The following is a 19,411-nucleotide window of genomic DNA, read 5'->3' as shown; positions in this document are numbered from 1 at the left end:
GATCGTGAAGGTGAATCTGAAGGCGCTATCGGACGCGCTCGGGCTGTCGCGCACGACGGTCAGCCGCGCGCTGAACGGGTACGACGACGTGAGCGAGGCGACGCGCGAACGCGTGATGAAGGCGGCACAGGAAATGGGCTATGTCGCGGATCCGACCGCGCGCCGTCTCGCGACGGGGCGAGCGGATGCGATCGGGATCGTCTATCCGTTCGGTGCGGGCGATCTCGGCGATCCGCGTTTCGGCGAGGTCGTCGCGGGGATCACCGAGCGGCTGGCCGAGCGCAACCTCGATTTCATCATCGTGTCCGCGCGGCCGAACGCGGAACTGGACACGTACCGCCGGCTCGTCGACGGCAAGCTGGTCGACGGGCTGATCGTCGCGCGCACGCTCGTCGACGATCCGCGCATCGCGTTCCTGCAGTCGCGCGGGTTTCCGTATGTCGCATACGGCCGCACGCGCAGCGCGGAACCGTACGCGTGGTTCGACTTCGACAACGAAGCCGGCGCGAAGGCGGCCGTGCGGCGCCTGATCGGGTTCGGGCATCGGCGCATCGCGATGATCGGCGCGCCGCTCGCGCTGAATTTCGCCGCGCAGCGACGTGCCGGTTTCGACGCCGCGATGCGCGCGGCCGGCATCGAACCCGATCCGGCGCTGCAGGTCGAGTGCCCGTTCACGCGCGACGGCGGATGGCTGGCCGCGCAGGCGCTGCTCGCGCTTCCCGAGCCGCCGACCGCGATTTTCGTCGACAACAATATCGCGGGCAGCGGCGTGTTTCGCGCGCTCGCCGACAGCGGGCGGCGCATCGGCGACGACATTGCACTGATCGTCTATGACGGGGTGCCCGCCGATGTCGCGCATCCGCGTCGCGTGACGGCCGTCGTGCAGCCGACCGGGCATGAGACGGGGCGTTCGCTGGCGGAACTGATGCTCGACATGGTTGCCGGCGGCGTGCGCGGGGAGCGCCTCGCGACGCCGGTGATCGACGCTGGCGATACCGACGGGCCGTTGCGCGGGTAGGGGGAGGTAATGGCAGGAGAGTGTGGGTAAGTGCTGGTAAGTACTTGTAAGTGCGGATAAGTACTGGTAAGTGCTGGTAAGTACGGGTAAGGGGGCGGGCGACGTCGGTGAACATTCGAGGCTGCCGTGCGGTCGTGGCGTGCGCCAGCCAGCGGATGAAACCCCTGAAGCCCGCATGGTCGAACGCCTGTTTTCTAGACGACCGGTCTAATCGGGCGCTATCATCCGCCCTGTTGATTGCAACGACGACCTGCGGCCCGGCGCAGTGCGCCAGACCAGCGGGATGCCGGAAATCTGCGGCGGCATGTTGATTCGCCAGGAGCGGACGCGAAATTGAAATATGCGGCAGTGATGCTGGCGGCGTCCGGCGTCCGGCGTCCGGCGTCCGGCGTCCGGTGTCTGGCGTCCGGTGTCCGGCGTCCGGTGCCCGGTGCCCGGTGCCGGTCGTCGCCGCGACGCGCGACGTGAGTCGCGTACCGCAGCATGGTTGCGCGCAGTCAAACGATCACGCGACGCCGTCGCGTTTTTTGCGGCAATGTTCTAGACGACTGGTCTAATAGCGTGAGTCGATGTAGAACTTTGACTACGCGAACCACGCGTTGTGGACCAATACTTGAGCAACACGCGACCGTGTTTCCACCCTTTCGACAGGAGTGCCCGATCATGAAGATTCTCATTGTCCTGACGTCGCACGACACGCTCGGCGACACCGGCAGGAAGACCGGTTTCTGGCTCGAGGAACTGGCAGCGCCATACTACGCATTCAAGGACGCGGGCGCCGAATTGACGCTCGTTTCGCCGAACGGCGGCCAGCCGCCGCTCGACCCGAAGAGCAGCGACCCGTCCGCGCAGACCGACGCAACGCGCCGCTTCGAAGCGGATGCAGCCGCCAAGGCCGAACTGGCCAGCACGCGCAAGCTGGCCGACGTGTCGATCGACGATTACGACGCGGTGTTCTACCCGGGCGGCCACGGTCCGCTGTGGGATCTCGCCGAAGACCTGCATTCGATCTCGCTGATCGAACGCGCGATCGGCGCCGGCAAGCCGGTAGCGCTCGTGTGCCACGCACCGGGCGTGCTGCGTCACGCGAAGGATCCGCGGACGGCCGAATCGCTGGTGCGCGGCAAGCGCGTGACGGGCTTCACGAACAGCGAGGAAGCCGCCGTCGAGCTGACCGAGGTCGTGCCGTTCCTCGTGCAGAACATGCTCGAGACCAACGGCGCGCGCTACGAGCACGGCCCCGACTGGGCGCCGCACGTGGTGGTCGACGGCCTGCTGATCACCGGGCAGAACCCGGCATCGTCGGAGCCGGCCGCCGAAGCGCTGCTTGCGCAGCTGAAGCAGGCCTGACGCAGCGCGGCGCAGTGTGCCGTCGCCCGGCGGCGAACGTTGCCGGGCAAGCCTTTTCTTCCCGTCGCACGACGCGCGGCGGGTGTCCCGTTTTATGCAGAAGCTAGCCAAGGAGTTGATGGATGTCTGCCCTGTTCGAACCGTTCAAACTGAAGGATGTCACGCTGCGCAACCGGATCGCGGTGCCGCCGATGTGCCAGTACGTCGCCGAGGACGGCGTCGTCAACGACTGGCATCACGTGCACCTGGCCGGCATTGCGCGCGGCGGCGCGGGCCTCGTGATTGCCGAGGCGACCGCAGTGGCGCCGGAAGGCCGCATCACGCCGGGCTGCGCCGGGCTGTGGACCGACGCGCAGGCCGACGCGTTCGCGCCGTCGGTCGCGGCGATCAAGGCGGCGGGCGCGGTGCCGGGCATCCAGCTCGCGCACGCGGGCCGCAAGGCGAGCGCGAACCGGCCGTGGGAAGGCGACGATCACATTGCCGGCGGCGATCCGCGCGGCTGGCAGACGATCGCACCGTCGGCCGTGCCGTTCGGCGCGCACCTGCCGAAGGTGCCGCGTGAAATGACGCACGACGACATCGCACGCGTGCAGGCGGATTTCGTCGCGGCGGCAAAGCGCGCACGCGACATCGGCTTCGAATGGCTCGAACTGCATTTCGCGCACGGCTATCTGGGGCAGAGCTTCTTCTCCGTGCATTCGAACCGCCGTGAAGACGCATACGGCGGCTCGGCCGAGAATCGCGGCCGCTTCCTCGTCGAGACGCTCGCGGCTGTCCGCAAGGTGTGGCCGGAGCATCTGCCGCTGACCGCGCGGTTCGGCGTGATCGAATACGACGGCCGTGACGACGAGACGCTCGCCGAGTCGATCGCGCTCACGCAGCGCCTGAAGGCGGAAGGGCTCGACATGCTGAGCGTGTCGGTCGGCTTCTCGACGCCCGACGCGCGGATTCCGTGGGGGCCGGCGTTCCTCGCGCCGGTCGCCGAGCGGGTGCGCCGCGAGGCCGGGCTGCCGGTGGCGTCGGCGTGGGGCATCGATACGCCGCAGCTCGCGGAGCGTGTCGTCGCCGACCAGCAGCTCGATCTCGTGATGGTCGGCCGCGCCCATCTCGCCGATCCGCACTGGCCGTATTACGCGGCGAAGCAGCTCGGCGTCGAGCGGCCGTCGTGGACGCTGCCCGCGCCGTACGCGCACTGGCTCGAGCGCTACAAGGTCGCCGCGAAGGCAGCCTGACCCGGCGCCGGCCGGCCCGCCGCATCCTGGCGGCGCGGCCGGCGGCCGGATCGCATCCCGACCCCGATAGAATGGCGGTTCGTGCCGGCGTGTGCGCCGCGCGAACCGCCATTTTTTTCGACTTCCGAGCTGAGGGGCCATGGGCGCTCACGTACCGCCGTCTTCCGATTCCGCCGCGCGGCCGAGCGCGCAACAGGTTGCCCGCGCCGTGCTGTATGCCGCGTTGCTTGCGCTCGCGCTGTGGGTGATCCGCGCGTTCATTCCGGCGATCGCCTGGGCGTGCGTGATCGCGATCGCGATGTGGCCGCTGCTGAAGCGCTTCGAGTCGCACCGGCTGTTCCGCGACCGGCCGACCGTCGTCGCGACCGTCATCACCACCGCGATCTCGTTGCTCGTCGTGCTGCCGGTCGCGATTGCGCTGATTCAGGCGATCGGCCAGGCGCACGACCTGCGCGAATGGCTGCGCACGGTCGAGGACAGCGGCATTCCGGTGCCGGACCTCGTCAACCGGTTGCCGTTCGGCGCGGCGCAAATCACCGCGTGGTGGCAGGCCCATCTCGGTCATCCGCTGCATGCGGCGACCGCGATGAAGGGCGTCAACAGCGAGACGTTCATCGCGGTCGGCCGGCAGTTCGGCACGCGGCTCGCGCACGCGGTGCTCGAATTCGGCTTCATGCTCGTCACGCTGTTCGTGATCCTGCGCGCGGGCCACAGCCTGTCGGGTGCGCTGCTGCATGGCGCGCAGCGCGCGTTCGGCAAGAACGGCGCGCAGCTGATCGAGCGGATGGCGGCCGCGGTGCAGGGCACGGTGACGGGCCTTGTCGTCGTCGGGCTCGGCGAGGGCGCGCTGCTCGGCATCGCGTATGCGCTGGCCGCGGTGCCGCACGCGGCGCTGCTCGGCCTCGTCACGGCGGTCGCCGCCATGCTGCCGTTCTGCGCGCCGCTCGTGTTCTGCGGCGCAGCGCTGTGGCTGTTCGTGCAGGGCGCAACCGGCTGGGCGATCGCGGTCGCCGTGACCGGCTTCGTCGTCGTGTTCGTCGCCGAGCACTTCGTGCGGCCCGTGCTGATCGGCAGCGCCGCGCGGCTGCCGTTCCTGCTCGTGCTGTTCGGCATTCTCGGCGGCGCGGAGACGTTCGGCCTGCTCGGGCTGTTCATCGGTCCCGCGCTGATGACCGTGCTGACGATGCTGTGGGCCGAATGGGTCGCATGATGCGGGGCCAGCCGACCGGGTGCGTTCGCAACGATCGTTGACGATCGGCGGTGCAGACCGCCGCGCGGTGGCGGATTCTCGCAGGGAACTTTACAAATCTTTTCGATCTGGACCCAAAGGTCGAGTAGCATGGGGTTTTCGGCCGCGCCGGCGCGGCGCAACAGAATTTCCCAGCATGCGAATGATCCCGATGTCCCGGCCGGTGGCAACGCTGTCGCTGGCAGCGAGCTGTCTGATGATGAGCGGCTGTTCGTGGTTCTACACGTTCCTGCCGTTTTCGTATTCGCGCCTGCCGGTGCCGAAGGCGGCATCCGCGCGCGGCGCGACGCGTGCCGAGATCATCCGCGCGGGCGGCAACCCGCGCAGCGTATGGATGGTCCGCAACGGCAGCGGCGTCTGCTACAACTACCAGCTCGATCACGGCGACCAGCATCGCCCGTATTTCGTCGTGTTCGACGAGGCGGGCGTCGTCAGGCAGCACGGCTTCGATACCTGCATGGAGGCCGATCGCAAAGGGCTGCTTCAGACCCAGAAAGTCGGCGCGAGGTAGCGCGCCGCAGCCCGGCGGCATCGGTTTGACGCGGCCGCTATGCGATCGTATCGACCACGCCGCCGTCGACCCGCAACGCGGCACCCGTCGTCGCCGATGCCTGCGGCGAACACACGTACACCACCAGATTCGCGACTTCCGCCGGCGTGGCCGGCCGCTGGATGATCGAGCTCGAGCGCTGCGTGCGGACGAAGTCGACCGCGACCTCGTCGATGCTGCGGCCGGTTTCGTCGGCGGTTTCCTTCAGCAGCGACCGCACGCCTTCGGACAGCGTCGGCCCCGGCAGCACCGAGTTGACGGTGACGCGGCTACCGGCCGCGAGCTTCGCGAGCCCGCGCGCGATCGACAGCTGCGCGGTCTTCGTGAAGCCGTAATGAATCATGTCGACCGGGATGTTCAGCGCGGATTCCGACGAGATGAACACGACGCGTCCCCAGTTCCGTTCGAGCATCCCCTGCATGTAATGCCGCGCGAGCCGCACGCCGGACATCACGTTGGTCTGGAAGTAATGCATCCATTCGGCGTCGTCGATGTCGAAGAACGGCTTCAGCCCGTAGATTCCCGCGTTGTTCACGAGGATGTCGGCCTGCGACGCGGCGCGCGTGATGCGGGCTGCGCCGTCGCTGTCGGACAGGTCCGCGGCTACGCCTTCGACGGTCGTGCCGGGCGCCGCGCTGCGCAGGTGCGCGAGCGCGGTCTGCACCGACGCTTCGCTGCGCCCGTTGACGACGACCCGCGCGCCGGCGCGTGCGAGCCCTTCGGCGATCGCAAGGCCGATGCCGGCGGTGGAAGCGGTGACAACTGCCGTCTTGCCGTTCAGATCGATATGCATGGTCGTGAGAGGGGGTGAGGGGGAGGGAAGCCGCCGGACCTGCCGCGGCGGCCGGAATTCAAAGCTTAGGCGAAACCGTGCGATTCGCCAGCGCGGCGATTGCTTCGTACCGGGCGGTCTTGTAGGGTATGCGTTTGCCGTCCAATCCGGGAGTTCTCGCGTGAGCCGCACCGTCAAACCCGCCGCGCCGTCGCCGTTCTGGCGCGATGCTGCGCTGCCGTTCATCGAGGCGCGCACCGTCGACGACGGGCGCGCGATCTGCTACGTGAAGCACACACACGATACGTTCTCGCTCGGCGCGATCGTCGGCGGCACCAGCACCTACCTGAACGGCGCGACGAACGAGCGCATCGGGCGCGGCGCGCTGGTGATCATCGATCCCGAACAGGTGCACGCGTGCAACCCGGACGGGCCGCACGCGTGGGCGTACCGGATGGTCTATGTCGACGTGCCGTGGCTCGCGCGGCTGCAGCATGCGCGCGGTCGCGATCCGAACACGGATTTCCACGGCTTTTCGCAGAAGCTGACCGACCGGCGCGACTTGTTCGCCGATTTCGCGGGCTTCTATCGCACGCTTGTCGCGCCTGGCGTCGAACCGCTCGGCAAGGAGAGCGCAGCGGTCGAGTTCTTCACGCGGCTGCACGACGCGCTCGATCCGGCCGCGCCGCGCACGCGGCGCGCCGGCGACAACGCGAAGCTCGCGCGCGCGGCCGACTACATCGCCGCGCATTGTCGCGACGCGGTGACGCTCGACGCGATTTGCGCGGCGGCCGATCTGTCGCCTTCGTATCTGATCCGCGCATTCAGCGCGCGCTACGGGATGACGCCGCATGCGTTCCTGATCGACCGCCGCGTGCAGTACGGGCGCGCGGAGCTGCGCCGCGGGCGGCCGATTGCGGACGTCGCACTCGATGCAGGGTTCGCCGATCAGGCGCACTTTCAGCGTGCATTCCGGCGGATTGCGGCGGCAACGCCCGGGCAATATCGCGGCGCGGCGGGCGCAGGCGCCGCGACGGCGTAGCGGCCGCCGCCGGGTAGTGCGACGCGCGGATTCACGCATCCCCGTCCGCGTCGGCGCGTGGCGTTCGCCCCGTCCAGCGCCGGTACGCATGACGGAAACTCCGCGGCTCGCTGTAGCCGAGGGTCTCCGCAATCGCCGCGACCGTGAGCGTGTGATCGCCCAGAAGCCGGGCCGCCTCCTCATGACGCACTTCGTCCAGCAGCGATTGAAACGTCACGCTGTCCTTTTCGAGCCGCCTGCGAAGGGTGCGCTCCGTCATGTGCAGCGCGTTCGCAAGTGACGTCATCGACTTGAAGCGGGACAGGTCGCGTCCCATCAGCTCCTTCGCGCGATCGGCGAAGCGCGTCCCGACCGACGCGGCCCACTGCCGTTCGAGGGCTTCGCACTGGCCGTGCAGCGCATTGAAGCTGACTTCGTTCGCGAGGGGCGGCGTCTCCGTACCGTTCACGGACGTGAACACGAGACTGTTTTCGCCGGCGTTGAACCCGACCCGGCAGCCGAAGTGGCGCGCGTAATCGGCGCCATTGCGCGGCGTACGTCGCACGAGATTCAATTGCGCGGGCCAGACCGGCTTGCCGACAAGATCGGACACGATCAGCCGAAGGCTGGAAAGGCACATGTCGGTCTGAAAGACTTCGAGATCGGGCTCGCCGTTGTACCGGCCGATCGTCACGCTCATCCCGTCCGCGCGCGCATGGACGCGCACGTCGAAATACAGGCCCATGAACAGCGGAAACTGGCTCATGCACTTGAGCGCCTGCGTGACGGAGCCGCTGATCAGCATCGCGTAGCCGGCAAGGCCGAGGGTCGACACATGGAGCCGGCTGCCGATCGACAGCCCGATCGACGGCACGCCGCTGCACCGCAGCAGGTTCCTGAAACAGCGCTGTTCCTGCCCGCGGTTCACGTGGAGGTTCGGCGATGCGACTTCGTCCGCGCCGAGCCCCGTGCCTTCCAGCATCACGGCGCGCTCGATATGCCGCACGCGGCACTCGTCGAGCGCGACCGCGATCGCATGGACGGTTGCGGGGATGTCTTCCTGGCGTCCGGCCGGACGCGCCAGGCCGAGCGCCGAACGCAGGCTGCGCTCGGCGCCGCTTTGATTTCGATGGGTTCTGCGATCCATTTTGCTGATGTCGCGACGGATTCGCGTAGAACATAGCCGGAATGGCCCCGGAACGCCAGTGGCGTGCGCTGCGGTCGGCCGCGCGCCGGATCGACTGGCGGCGACGCGTCCGAAAATATCCCTCGATTACGTCCGCTTTTCTCATTCGTCCTCGATTTTTTGGCGCACCACACTCGTTCTCGAATCGTGCATCGCAAGCGTTGCACACCGAGCGAGTGTTGAAGTCATCGACGCCATCCACGTGAGGACAGCATGAACAACAACAGGCCGGGTCGACACGCGTCAGCCGCCACGACGGACGGTTCCAGACAGCGTGCGAATCGAGGGTTCGAGGATGGGCGAGGGCACGCACACCTGCTCGGGCTCTCCACGCTGGTGATCTTCGGCCTGGCCTACATGTTGCCGATGACGGTGTTCACGACCTACGGGCTCGTCACCAGCGCGACGAACGGCCATCTCGCCGCAGCGTATGCGGTCACGCTGATCGCGATGCTGTTCACCGCGCGCAGTTACGGCCACATGGCGCGGCTGATGCCGAGCGCCGGCTCCGCCTACACGTTCGCGAGCCGCAACTTCGGCGCGTCGGCCGGGTTCATGGTCGGCTGGGCATTGCTGATGGACTACCTGTTCATCCCGATGATCAGCTACCTCGCGATCGGCATCTACATGAAGCAGCTGTTCCCGATGGTGCCGTCGAGCGTGTGGATCGTGGCGAGCATCGCGCTCGTCACGGGGCTGAACATCGTCGGCATCCGGCTCGTCAATCGCGTCAACCTGATCCTGATCGCGAGCCAGCTGGTCTTCATCGCGATCTTCCTCGTCGCGTCGGCGCGGCTCGCGGCCGGGCAGGGGCTCGCGATGACGGTCGCGCTGCCCGCATCGGACGACGCCCGCGCGATCATGGCCGGGTCCGCGATCCTGTGCCTGTCCTTTCTCGGTTTCGACGCCGTATCGACGCTGTCGGAGGAGACGCGCGAGCCGCGGCGCACGGTGCCGCGCGCGATCCTGCTCTGCACGCTGTTGAGCGGCCTGCTGTTCATGCTGATCGCGTACGTCGGACAAGTCGTCTTTCCGGACTGGCACGCGTTCAAGGATCTCGATTCGGCCAGTCTCGAACTGATGCAGCGGATCGGCGGCGGCGCGCTGTCGGCGCTCTTCGTCGCGGTCTACGTGGCCGGCTGCTTCGCGAGCGCGATGGCCGGGCAGGCGAGCGTGACGCGCGTGCTGTTCGCGATGGGCCGCGACCAGGTCTTGCCGGAGCGCGTGTTCGGGCACCTGCATGCACGGCTTCGCACGCCGGTGCGCGCGACGCTCGCGGTCGGCGCCGTTTCGCTTTCCGCGCTGTTCATCACGCTCGATCTCGCGTCGACGATGATCAGCTTCGGCGCGCTCGTCGCGTTCGCGGTCGTGAACCTGTGCGTGGTGCGCAGCTATCTCGCGCGGCCCGAGCACCGCCGTTTTGCGGGCTGGATCAAGTTCGGCCTGATGCCGGCGATCGGCTTCACGATGAACGTGTGGCTCTGGTCCGGGCTGTCGCGACAGACGTTCTACGTCGGCATCGGCTGGCTCGCGCTCGGGCTCTGCCAGCTCGTGTGGCTGACGCGCGGCTTCACGCGTCCCGCGCCGACGCTGACGATGAACTGAACGGCCGGTCTCGGGAACCGGTTTTGAAACCACCAAGGAGGAGTGAGGCATGAACGGTGTTGACGTCAATCTCGATGCGGATCTGCAGGCGCTGGGCAAGCGTCATCTGCTGATGCATTTCACGCATGCCGATGCATACGGCGACAACGCGTTGACCGTATTCGACCGCGGCGACGGATGCTGGCTCGTCGACCGGAACGGCAAGCGCTACTTCGATGCGCTGGCCGGGCTGTACTGCGTGCAGGTCGGCTACAGCCACGGCGCGGAGATCGGCGACGCGATTCGCGAGCAGATGGTCCGGCTGCCGTTCGCGACCAACTGGGGCTACGGCCACGAGCCCGCGATCCGTCTCGCGCACACGCTCGCGACGCTCGCGCCCGATGGCCTGAACCGGGTGTTCTTCACGTCGAGCGGATCGGAGTCGAACGAGTCGGCGATCAAGCTGGTGCGCCAGTACCACCAGGCGCGCGGCGAGCCACAGCGGCGCAAGTTCATCGCGCGGCGCGTCGCGTATCACGGCACGTCGTTCGGCGCGCTCGCGCTGAACGGGATGACCAACTTCCGCAAGCATTTCGAGCCGCTGATGGCGGGCGTGCGGCATGTCGGCAACACGAAGCGCTACGGTCGTCCGATCGGCGAGACGGAAGCGCAGTTCACGCGCCATCTGCTCGACGAGATCGAATCGCTGATCGTGCAGGAAGGGCCGGACACCGTCGCGGCGATCGTCGTCGAGCCGCTGCAGAACGCGGGCGGCAGCCTGACGCCGCCGGCCGGCTACGCGGCGGGGCTGCGCGAGATCTGCGACCGGCATGGCGTGCTGCTCGTCGCGGACGAAGTGATCTGCGGGTTCGGCCGGCTCGGCGAGCATTTCGGGTCGAGCCGCTACGGGCTGAAGCCGGACATCCTGACGTTCGCGAAGGGCATCGCGTCGGGCTATGTGCCGCTCGGCGGCGTGATCGCGAGCGACATGGTCGTCGACACGGTGCTCGCGGGGCCGCAGCAGATGTTCCTGCATGGAGCGACGTACGGCGGCCATCCGGTCGCGTGCACGGCCGCGCTCGCGAACCTGGCGATCATGGAGCGGGAAGGCGTGCTCGCGAACGTTCGCGCCAACGAAGGGTTTTTCCGCAAGACGCTCGACGCGCTGCTCGAGCTGCCGTGCGTCGGCGACGTGCGCGGCGACGGCTACCACTATTCGCTCGAACTCGTGACCGACAAGGAGGCGCGCCGCTGGGCGGCAGGCATCAGTGCGCAGACGTTCGTGTCGAAGCTGCTCGCGCCCGCGATCTTCGACGCGGGGCTGCTGTGCCGGGCCGGCGTCGATCACGAGGGCACGCCGATCTTGCAGTTCTCGCCGCCGCTCGTGATGTCGCGCGACGAGATCGCGTGGTTCGTCGCGCAGATTCGCGACATCCTCACCGACACGTATGCGCGCGCGACGCGCTGAGCGCGCCGGCGACGTCACCGAAAAAAGGAGAAGCATCCGATGCGAATGTCACAACAGAGCTATATCGACGGACAGTGGCTCGATCCGGCCGGCGCGCAGTCGATCGACGTGATCGACCCGGCCACCGAGCGGCCGTATGCGCAGCTCAGGATCGGCGGGCCGGCCGACGTCGACCGCGCGGTCGGCGCGGCGAAGCAGGCGTTCGACACGTTTTCGCGCTGGTCGGTCGACGAGCGCGTCGCGCTGCTGTTGCGCGTGCTCGAGATCTACCAGCGCCGCTACGACGAGATTGCGCAGACGATCAGCCAGGAGATGGGCGCGCCGATCGCGTTTGCGCGCGCGATGCAGGCCGCGGTCGGCACCGCGCACCTCGAGCAGACGATCCGCGCGCTGCAGTCGTTCCGGTTCAGCACGCAGACGGGCTCGTTGCTGGTGTCGCACGAGCCGATCGGCGTGTGCGCGCTGATCACGCCGTGGAACTGGCCGATCAACCAGATCGTGTGCAAGGTCGCGCCCGCGCTCGCCGCCGGCTGCACGATGGTGCTCAAGCCGAGCGAGATCGCGCCGTTCAGCGCGATCCTGTTCGCGGAGATCCTGCACGAGGCGGGCGTGCCGCCCGGCGTGTTCAATCTCGTGCACGGGTACGGGCAGGTGGTCGGCGACGCGCTGTCGCGGCATCCGGACGTCGACATGGTGTCGTTCACGGGCTCGACGCGCGCGGGCATCGAGGTCGCGAAGGCCGCCGCCGACACCGTGAAGCGCGTGCACCAGGAGCTCGGCAGCAAGAGCCCGAACCTCATCCTGCCCGACGCCGACATCGAGGATGCGGTCGCGCGCGGCGTGCGAAGCTGTTTCAGCAACAGCGGCCAGTCGTGCAACGCGCCGACGCGCATGCTCGTGCACGCCGATCATCTGGCGCTGGCGGAGCAGGCTGCGCGCAACGAGGCGGCGCGCACCGTCGTCGGCGATCCGCGCGCGCCGGAAACCGCGCTCGGGCCGGTCGTCAGCCGCACGCAGTTCGACCGCATCCAGCACTTCATCCGGCTCGGGATCGACGAGGGCGCGACGCTGGTCGCCGGCGGCCCCGGGCGGCCGGATGGCCTGACCGAAGGGTTCTACGTGCGGCCGACGGTGTTTTCCAACGTCACGCCGGACATGGCGATCGCGCGCGAGGAGATCTTCGGGCCGGTTCTGTCGATCATGACCTGCCGGTCCGAGGACGAGGCGGTCGCGCTCGCGAACGACTCGGTATACGGGCTTGCGGCCTACGTGCAATCGAAGGACATCGAACGCGCCCGCCGGATCGCGGCGCGGCTGCGCGTCGGGAATGTCCACATCAACTACCCGCCATGGAACCCGGCCGCGCCGTTCGGCGGCTACAAGCGTTCGGGCAACGGGCGCGAGTATGCGGAGTTCGGTCTCGCGGAATATCTGGAAACGAAGGGAACGACCGGGTACGCGGCGGGCGGCGCGCAATGAAGATCCTGATCGCCCGGATGAACCACGAGACGAACACGTTCTCGCCGGTGCCGACGCCGCTCGCGGCGTTCGGCCGCAACGGTCCCGACTGGGGCGGCGATGCGTACCGCGCGAACCACGGGATGCGCACCGCGATGGCCGCATTCATCGATGCGGCACTCGCGCAAGGGCTCGACGGCATCGTCAGCGGGCCGCTGTGCGACCCCGAGGCCGTCGCGCGGCTGGTCGATGCGGGCGTCGGCGCGACCGTCACCGTGCTGGTCGGCAACAAGCTGGCGTCGCCCGGCGGCGCGCGGCGCGGGCCGTTTCGAGCGACGGGCGTCGTGCGGGCGATCACCGTCGGCGAATACGTGATTACCGGGCCGACGTATACGGGGCAGCGCGCGTATATGGGGCGCGCTGCCGTGCTCGACATCGGCGTAGCGACGCTCGTCGTCACCGAGCGCACGCAGGAGCCGTGGGATCTCGGCGTGTTCGAGAGCGTCGGCATCGATCCGCGGCGGGCCCGGTTCCTGCTGCTGAAGTCGCGGATGTATTGCCGGCCCGTGTTCGTGCCGATCGCGGCGGCACTCGTCGAATGCGACAGCCGGGGCGTGACGAGTTCCGATTACGCGCTGTTCCGCTACGAGCGGCTCGTGCGGCCCGTGTATCCGCTCGACGACGTCGGCCGGTGGGATCGCGACGCGCAACGGGCGACTTGAGCGGCGGGGCGCCAGACGCCGGATCGGCGCCGGGTTCCAGGCAGAACGAAACACTGCACGGGAAGCCGCTTCCTGCGAACCGCCTTCGAGCCACCTGCAAACCGCCTGCTAGACGTCGAGCAGGTAAAGCGCGCTGCCCGCGAGCAGCAGCGCCATCGCCCGGTTGAACACGCGCATCCGGCGCGCGTTCGCGAGGCGGTGCCGCAGCGACGCACCCGCATAGGACCAGCACGCGATCGACGCGAAGCAGATCACCAGATACAGCGCCGCGAATTGCCAGACCAGCACGCGGTCGCCATCGGACGCGTACGCGCCCATCGCGGCGACGCACGCAAGCCATGCCTTCGGATTCAGCCACTGCATCGCGGCGCCCGCGGCCGCGGACGGCCCGGCGACCTGCGCATCGGGCGACAGCCGGCCGTCGTCGAACGCGAGGCGCAGCGCCATGTACAGCAGGAACGCAATCCCCGACCATTGCGTCGCGGTCGTCAGCATGGGCCAGCGTACCAGCGCCGCGTGCAGACCGAGGCCGATCAGCAGGAACAGCGCGACGAAGCCGAGCGTCGCGCCGGCCGCGTAGCGCAGGCTCGCGCCGAGACCGTAGCGCGCGCCGGAGCTGAGCGCGACGATGTTGACGGGGCCAGGGGTGATCGACGATGCGAGCGCGAACGCCGCCATCGAAACCAGAATGCTCATCGGATGCCTCCATGCGTGTCGAAAGTCACGCTGAGGCTAAAGGAGCGGGGCGGGCGCGTATTGAAGAAAACTGCCCTTGGCTTGTCGGGCCGTCAACGGCGCACGGTCGCATCCCGCGGTGTTGGCCGCCAGCAAAACGAAACTGCCCGCATCAACGCGGGCCGCCAACAGCGCGCTACGCGTCATTGCAGCGCGCGCGGCGCGCGGGCCGGTTCAGGGGCCGCGTCGGCCGCCCGCGCCGGCTCGTCCGGCCGGATCGCGCCGCCGGCGCACGGCTGCGCCGACACCGAAAAGCCGAACGTATTGACGCCGCCCGCGCACGCGACGAACACGCTGCCGCCATGCATTTCGGCGACGGCCTTGACGATCGACAGCCCGAGGCCGTGGTTCTCCTTGCTGTTCACGCGCGCTTCCTCGAGCCGGTAGAAGCGTTCGAACATGTGTGCGCGTTGCGCGACGTCGATCGGCGCGCCGGGGTTCGCGACCGACACCTCGACGAGCGCGTCGCGCCGCGTGATCGTCACATGCAGCGTCGCGCCAGGCGCCGAATGCTGGATTGCATTGATCAGCAGGTTCGTCATCGCACGGCGGAACAGCGACGGGTCGACGCTCGCACGCGCATCGCCGTGCAGTTCGGCGCGCAGTTGCGCTTCGTCGAGCGGTATCTCGAGGAAGTCGAGCATGCGCCGCACCTCGTCCGCGAGCGACACGTCCTTCAGGTCGCTCGCGCGTTCGCCGCGATCGCTGCGCGACAGGAACAGCATGTCGTTGACGATCACGCGCAGCCGCTCGAATTCCTCGAGGTTCGACTGCAGTGTCTGGCGCATCCGCTCGACGGACCGGTCGCGGCTCGTCAGCGCGACCTGCGTCTGGCCGATCAGGATGCTGACGGGCGTGCGCAGCTCGTGCGCGACGTCCGCGTTGAATGCCTCGAGCCGCTCGTAGGCCTGCTGGATCCGTTCGAGCGCGCCGTTGAACGACGCGGCGAGATCGCGCAGCTCGGCGGGCAGCGCGTCGGTCTTCAGCCGCTGATGGCGGTTCACGTGATTGACGGCCGCCGCTTCCTGCGACAGCCGGTCGAGCGGCGCGAGGCCGAAGCGCGCGACCGCGCGGCCGAGCAGCAGCGTGATGCCGGTCGCGACCGCGATCAGCGCGGCCAGCGTCCAGCCGAAGCGGCGCAGCATCCGCTGCGTGCGCTCGCACGACGTCGCGACGATCAGCTTCAGCGCCGGCCGCTCGCCGCTGCCGGCCACCGTCACGGTCTTCGTCATCACGTCGTAGCTGCTGTCGTTGAGCCGGTAGCGCTGGTACGTGCCGAACGGCGCGCCATCCGGCGTGCCGTTCACCGGATGCCCGAAGCGGAACGCCGGGTCGGGGCCGTCGACCTGATAGTGCGTCGAGCCGTCCGGCGGCTCGAGATCGGCAAGCTTTTCCTGCGTGATGTGCCAGCGTGCGGTCGTGGTCACGTGCGACACGATCATCTCGACCACCTTCGTGCGGGTGTCGAGCGTCGCGCGCAGTTCTGCGAACAGCTGCCGCTCCATTAACACGAACAGGCCGCAGCCGACCAGCGTGAACACGAGGAACGACACGATGCCGAACATCGCGGACAGGCGCAGCGTGATCGATCGTTTCATGGGTGCCTCTCGCCGTCGCCGTCCTCGCGCACCTCGAGGACATAGCCCATCCCGCGGATCGTATGCAGCAGCTTGTCGGCGAACGGGCCGTCGAGCTTCGCGCGCAATCGTTTGATCGCGGTCTCGACGACGTTCGCGTTGCTGTCGAAGTTCACGTCCCACACGAGCTCGGCGATCGTCGTCTTCGACAGCACCTCGCCGCTGCGGCGCGCGAGCACGCCTAGCAGCTGGAACTCCTGAGCGGTCAGGTCGAGGCGCGTGCCGTCGCGCGTCGCGCGGCGGCCGATCAGGTCGACGCGCAGGTCGCCGATCGAGATCAGCGTCGATTCCTGCACACGCGCGCGGCGCGTGAGCGCACGCAGCCGCTCGATCAGCTCGAGGAACGAGAACGGCTTCGTCAGGTAGTCGTCCGCGCCGCCGCGCAACCCACGCACGCGGTCGTCGACGCGGTCGCGCGCGGTCAGCATGATCACGGGCGTCTGCTTCTGCGCACGCAGCGCGCGCAGCACGCCGAAGCCGTCGAGCTTCGGCAGCATCACGTCAAGGACAACCACGTCGTAGTCGAATTCGACGGCCTTCCACGCGCCGTCCTCGCCGTCGAGCGCGGTATCGACGACCCAGCCTTCCTCGGCGAGGCCGCTCTTCAGGTATTCGACCACCTTCGGTTCGTCTTCGACGATCAGGACTTTCATGTTCGGATCCGGTTTCGGCGTTTTCGGTGTTTTCGGCGTTGTCTGCGTTGTCGGGTTATCGGGCCGCTGCCGCGACCTCGGATGTCGCGGGGCCGGCCGCCGCGCCGCCGTCCCAGCCGCCGCCGAGCGCCTTCGCGAGGAACACGACGAGCGCCGCGCGCTGGCCCTGGATCTGTACCGCCTGGCGCTCGCTCGTCAGCTGCTGCTGCTCGGCGGTCAGCACGTCGATGAACGGCGTCAGGCCGCCCGCGTAGCGGTCCTGCGCGAGCGCGACCAGCTTGCGCGCGTCGTCGACCGCGGCGGCCGCCTGCCGCGCGGCCTCGTCGAGCACCGACAGGCCCGTGACCGCATTCTGCACCTCCTGGAACGCGGTGAGCACGGTCTGCCGGTAATTCGCCTGCGCGGCGACGTAGCCCGCCTGCGCGAAATCGACGCCGGCCTTCAGCCGGCCGCCTTCGAACAGCGGCTGGCTCACGGACGCACCGACCGACCACAGCAGCGCCGGCACCGTGAAGAGCCCCGAGAAGCGCGTCGCATCCCAGCCGATGTCGGGCGACAGCGTGATGCGCGGGAAATACGCGGCGCGCGCGACGCCGATCTGTGCGTTCGCGGCGGCCATTGCCCGCTCGGCGGACGCAACGTCGGGACGCCGCTGCAGCACGTCGCTCGGCACGCCGGTCGGCAGCGCCGGCGCGTTGATCGGAACGACGCGCGGCGGCAGCGAGAACGCAGGTGCGGGCGTGCCGACGAGCGTCGCGAGCGCGGTTTCGACCTGCGCGCGCTGCTGGATCAGCAGTTGCGCCTGCGTGCGTGTCGCGTCGAGCTGCGCGCGCTGCTGCAGCAGGTCGAGCCCCGACACCGCGCCGAGGTCATGGCGCGCCGACACGTAGTCGAGCGCCTTCTGTTGCAGGTCGATCGAGCGGTTGACGACGTCGATCTCGGCGTCGAGTTCGCGCAGCGACAGGTAGCTCGACGCGAGATCGGCGGTCAGCACGAGGCGGGCGTTCGCGAAATCGTCGCGCGCCTGCTCGGTGCTCGCCTGCGCCGATTCGACGCTGCGCCGCACGCGGCCGAACAGGTCGAGCTCGTAGCTGACGCTCGCGCCGACCTGGATGTCGTTCTGCACGGTCGACATGCTCTGCACCGCGTAATTCGTCCGCGGCCGGTCAGCGGAAATCTTGAAGCGCTGGCCGCTCGCGTTCAGGTTGACGGCCGGATACTGCGCGGACGCGACCGACGCCAGCGTCGCCTTCGCCTGGTCGTAGCGCGCGGCGACCACCTTCAGGCTCTGGTTGTTGCGCAACGCGTCGGTCTCGAGCGCGTCGAGTTGCGGATCGCCGAACGCGGTCCACCATGCGGGATCGAGCGGCGCATGCGCGGGTGCGGCCGGATGCCAGTACGCATCGGCCGGATCGACGTGCCACGCGGCGGGCGTGTCGACGTCGGACCGCCGGTAGTCGGGGCCGACGGTGCAGCCGGCGACCATCGCAAGGGTGGCGAGCGCGGCGGCCAGCGCGGCCGGCCGCGGCGCGAGGCGGGGGCGCGTCACGTCTTTGCCCCCGCGGCGGCGGACGCCGGCTGCGGCGCCGGGTTCGTCACGGCGACCGGATCGCCGTTCGCGACCGAATCGCTCGGGTTCACGACGAGGCGGTCGTCCGGCGTGACGGGGCCGTCGATCTCGAGTGTCTGACCGACCGTGCGCACGACCGTCACCGGCTTCAGGCGGATCTGCCCGTTCGCGTCGACGGTCGCGACCGTCGGGCCTTCCGCGCGGAACAGCAGCGTATTGGCCGGCACCGACAGGCGGCCGACCGGCGTCATCGGCAGCGTCGCTTGCACATAGGCGCCCGGCAGCAGCCGGCCGTCGGGGTTTGGCAGCGTGATCTCGATCTGCAGCGAACGGGTGGCGACGTCGATCGCTTCCGCCGTGCGCGTGATCGTCCCGTCGAACGTCTGGCCCGGCAGCTCGGCCTGCGCGACGCTCACGTGCTGGCCCGTCTTCACCTGCTGCGCATAGGCCTGCGGCACCTGCACGTAGAGGCGCAGCCGGTCGGCCTGCACGACGGTGAACAGCGACCGGCCGCCGTTGCCGGAGTTGACGAGATCGCCGACGTCGACGTTGCGCTGCGTGACGACGCCGTCGATCGGCGCGACGATGCGCTGGAAGCCCTTCAGCTCGGTCAACCGGCGCACGTTCGCGTCGGCGGCCGCGAGATTCGCGGCCCCCTGGTTGTACGCGCCTTGCCGGTCGTCGAGTTCCTGCTGCGAGACGGCGTCGCGCTGGCGCAGTTGCTGCGCGCGGTCGAACGACGTCTTCGCGAGCGCGAGCGCCGCCTGCGCCTGCTGGCGCTGCGCGCTCGCCTGCGCGAGTTCCTGGTTCAGCTCCGGCGTGTCGAGCTCGGCGAGCAGCTGGCCCTGCTTCACGTGCGCACCGATGTCGGCCTGCCAGCGCAGCACGTAGCCGCTCGCGCGCGCGTAGATCGGCGCCTCGACGAAGCCGCGCAGCGTGCCGGGCAGCGTCAGGTGGCCGCCGTGCGCGGCATCCGTCGGATGCACGACGCTCACGTACTGGCGCGCGTTCTGCGCGGTGATCGCGTCGAGCCGGTTGCGGTTCACGACGTTCGTGACGACGGTGCGCGCAGCGCCTGCCGCCAGCAGCACGCCGACGACGATCAGCACGATCCGCGCGCGGCGCCAGACGCCCGCGCGCGCGGGCAGGTCGAGCCCGTGTTCGTCTACCTGGATGCCGACGGAGCTGTGATGTTTCTCTTCCATG

At 68.9% G+C, this 19,411-nt stretch carries 16 protein-coding genes and 2 pseudogenes; 11 read left to right on the top strand and 7 right to left on the bottom strand.

The genetic code is table 11. The features are described from left to right. The first annotated feature begins 4 nt into the window (after positions 1 to 4). The 5 genes from ACV22Z_RS12170 to ACV22Z_RS12150 all read left to right on the top strand — a co-directional run bounded on the left by ACV22Z_RS12170 (position 5) and on the right by ACV22Z_RS12150 (position 5,360). On the top strand, positions 5 to 1,018 hold the full coding sequence (locus ACV22Z_RS12170) for a LacI family DNA-binding transcriptional regulator (RefSeq protein WP_448076550.1): 1,014 nt from the start codon (positions 5 to 7) through the stop codon (positions 1,016 to 1,018). 663 nt (positions 1,019 to 1,681) lie between these two features. Next, positions 1,682 to 2,368, top strand: coding sequence for a type 1 glutamine amidotransferase domain-containing protein (locus ACV22Z_RS12165; RefSeq protein ID WP_448076549.1), 687 nt, complete (start codon positions 1,682 to 1,684; stop codon positions 2,366 to 2,368). A 122-nt stretch (positions 2,369 to 2,490) separates the two neighbouring features. Continuing rightward, positions 2,491 to 3,600, top strand: coding sequence for an NADH:flavin oxidoreductase/NADH oxidase (locus ACV22Z_RS12160; RefSeq protein WP_448076548.1), 1,110 nt, complete (start codon positions 2,491 to 2,493; stop codon positions 3,598 to 3,600). Positions 3,601 to 3,739: 139 nt separating this feature from the next. Continuing rightward, positions 3,740 to 4,810 (top strand): AI-2E family transporter, encoded by a 1,071-nt coding sequence (locus ACV22Z_RS12155; protein WP_448076547.1) that lies wholly within the window; start codon positions 3,740 to 3,742, stop codon positions 4,808 to 4,810. Between the two features lie 175 nt (positions 4,811 to 4,985). Continuing rightward, positions 4,986 to 5,360 carry a hypothetical protein gene (locus tag ACV22Z_RS12150; protein ID WP_448076546.1) on the top strand — a complete coding sequence of 125 codons (375 nt, stop codon included), beginning with the start codon at positions 4,986 to 4,988 and terminating at the stop codon, positions 5,358 to 5,360. A gap of 37 nt (positions 5,361 to 5,397) precedes the next feature. On the opposite strand, the gene ACV22Z_RS12145 is transcribed toward ACV22Z_RS12150, so the two are convergent. Next, on the bottom strand, positions 5,398 to 6,192 hold the full coding sequence (locus ACV22Z_RS12145; protein ID WP_448076545.1) for an SDR family NAD(P)-dependent oxidoreductase: 795 nt from the start codon (positions 6,190 to 6,192) through the stop codon (positions 5,398 to 5,400). 160 nt (positions 6,193 to 6,352) lie between these two features. Here ACV22Z_RS12145 and ACV22Z_RS12140 point away from each other — a divergent pair, with 160 nt between their 5' ends. Continuing rightward, positions 6,353 to 7,213, top strand: a complete 861-nt coding sequence (locus ACV22Z_RS12140; protein ID WP_448076544.1) for an AraC family transcriptional regulator — start codon at positions 6,353 to 6,355, stop codon at positions 7,211 to 7,213. 31 nt (positions 7,214 to 7,244) lie between these two features. Here the strand turns inward: ACV22Z_RS12140 and ACV22Z_RS12135 are convergent, their stop codons facing one another. Then, the gene (locus tag ACV22Z_RS12135; RefSeq protein ID WP_448076543.1) at positions 7,245 to 8,339 is read right to left on the bottom strand and encodes an AraC family transcriptional regulator ligand-binding domain-containing protein; all 1,095 of its coding nucleotides are present in this window, start codon (positions 8,337 to 8,339) and stop codon (positions 7,245 to 7,247) included. Between the two features lie 252 nt (positions 8,340 to 8,591). Between ACV22Z_RS12135 and ACV22Z_RS12130 the strand changes: the two genes are divergently transcribed. The 5 genes and pseudogenes from ACV22Z_RS12130 to ACV22Z_RS12110 all read left to right on the top strand — a co-directional run. Next, positions 8,592 to 9,983 carry an APC family permease gene (locus tag ACV22Z_RS12130; RefSeq protein ID WP_448076542.1) on the top strand — a complete coding sequence of 464 codons (1,392 nt, stop codon included), beginning with the start codon at positions 8,592 to 8,594 and terminating at the stop codon, positions 9,981 to 9,983. A gap of 49 nt (positions 9,984 to 10,032) precedes the next feature. Then, a complete protein-coding gene (locus ACV22Z_RS12125; RefSeq protein ID WP_448076541.1) occupies positions 10,033 to 11,430 on the top strand; it encodes an aspartate aminotransferase family protein in 1,398 nt (465 codons plus the stop codon). Positions 11,431 to 11,469: 39 nt separating this feature from the next. Further along, positions 11,470 to 12,909 carry an aldehyde dehydrogenase family protein gene (locus ACV22Z_RS12120; protein WP_448076540.1) on the top strand — a complete coding sequence of 480 codons (1,440 nt, stop codon included), beginning with the start codon at positions 11,470 to 11,472 and terminating at the stop codon, positions 12,907 to 12,909. Next, positions 12,906 to 13,025 (top strand): annotated as a pseudogene (locus ACV22Z_RS12115) (M81 family metallopeptidase); the annotation flags it as partial. The gene ACV22Z_RS12120 and the pseudogene ACV22Z_RS12115, both read left to right, overlap by 4 nt. 30 nt (positions 13,026 to 13,055) lie before the next feature. Then, positions 13,056 to 13,610 (top strand): annotated as a pseudogene (locus ACV22Z_RS12110) (MlrC C-terminal domain-containing protein); the annotation flags it as partial. Between the two features lie 108 nt (positions 13,611 to 13,718). Here ACV22Z_RS12110 and ACV22Z_RS12105 read toward each other — a convergent pair. The 5 genes from ACV22Z_RS12105 to ACV22Z_RS12085 all read right to left on the bottom strand — a co-directional run bounded on the left by ACV22Z_RS12105 (position 13,719) and on the right by ACV22Z_RS12085 (position 19,410). After that, positions 13,719 to 14,306: a LysE family translocator gene (locus tag ACV22Z_RS12105; RefSeq protein ID WP_448076539.1), complete on the bottom strand. Its 588-nt coding sequence runs from the start codon at positions 14,304 to 14,306 to the stop codon at positions 13,719 to 13,721. Between the two features lie 182 nt (positions 14,307 to 14,488). Further along, entirely contained in the window at positions 14,489 to 15,943 is a 1,455-nt protein-coding gene (locus ACV22Z_RS12100; protein ID WP_448076538.1) for a heavy metal sensor histidine kinase, read from the bottom strand. Next, on the bottom strand, positions 15,940 to 16,635 hold the full coding sequence (locus ACV22Z_RS12095; protein ID WP_448076537.1) for a heavy metal response regulator transcription factor: 696 nt from the start codon (positions 16,633 to 16,635) through the stop codon (positions 15,940 to 15,942). The genes ACV22Z_RS12100 and ACV22Z_RS12095 overlap by 4 nt, the downstream gene beginning before the upstream one ends. A 55-nt stretch (positions 16,636 to 16,690) precedes the next feature. Beyond that, positions 16,691 to 18,121 (bottom strand): efflux transporter outer membrane subunit, encoded by a 1,431-nt coding sequence (locus tag ACV22Z_RS12090; protein ID WP_448076880.1) that lies wholly within the window; start codon positions 18,119 to 18,121, stop codon positions 16,691 to 16,693. Positions 18,122 to 18,180: 59 nt separating this feature from the next. Next, positions 18,181 to 19,410, bottom strand: a complete 1,230-nt coding sequence (locus ACV22Z_RS12085) for an efflux RND transporter periplasmic adaptor subunit (RefSeq protein WP_448076536.1) — start codon at positions 19,408 to 19,410, stop codon at positions 18,181 to 18,183. Between the last annotated feature and the right edge of the window lies 1 nt (position 19,411).

It is taken from the genome of Burkholderia sp. PU8-34 (genome assembly GCF_053427725.1).
This window is presented reverse-complemented; position numbering and strand designations above follow the sequence as displayed.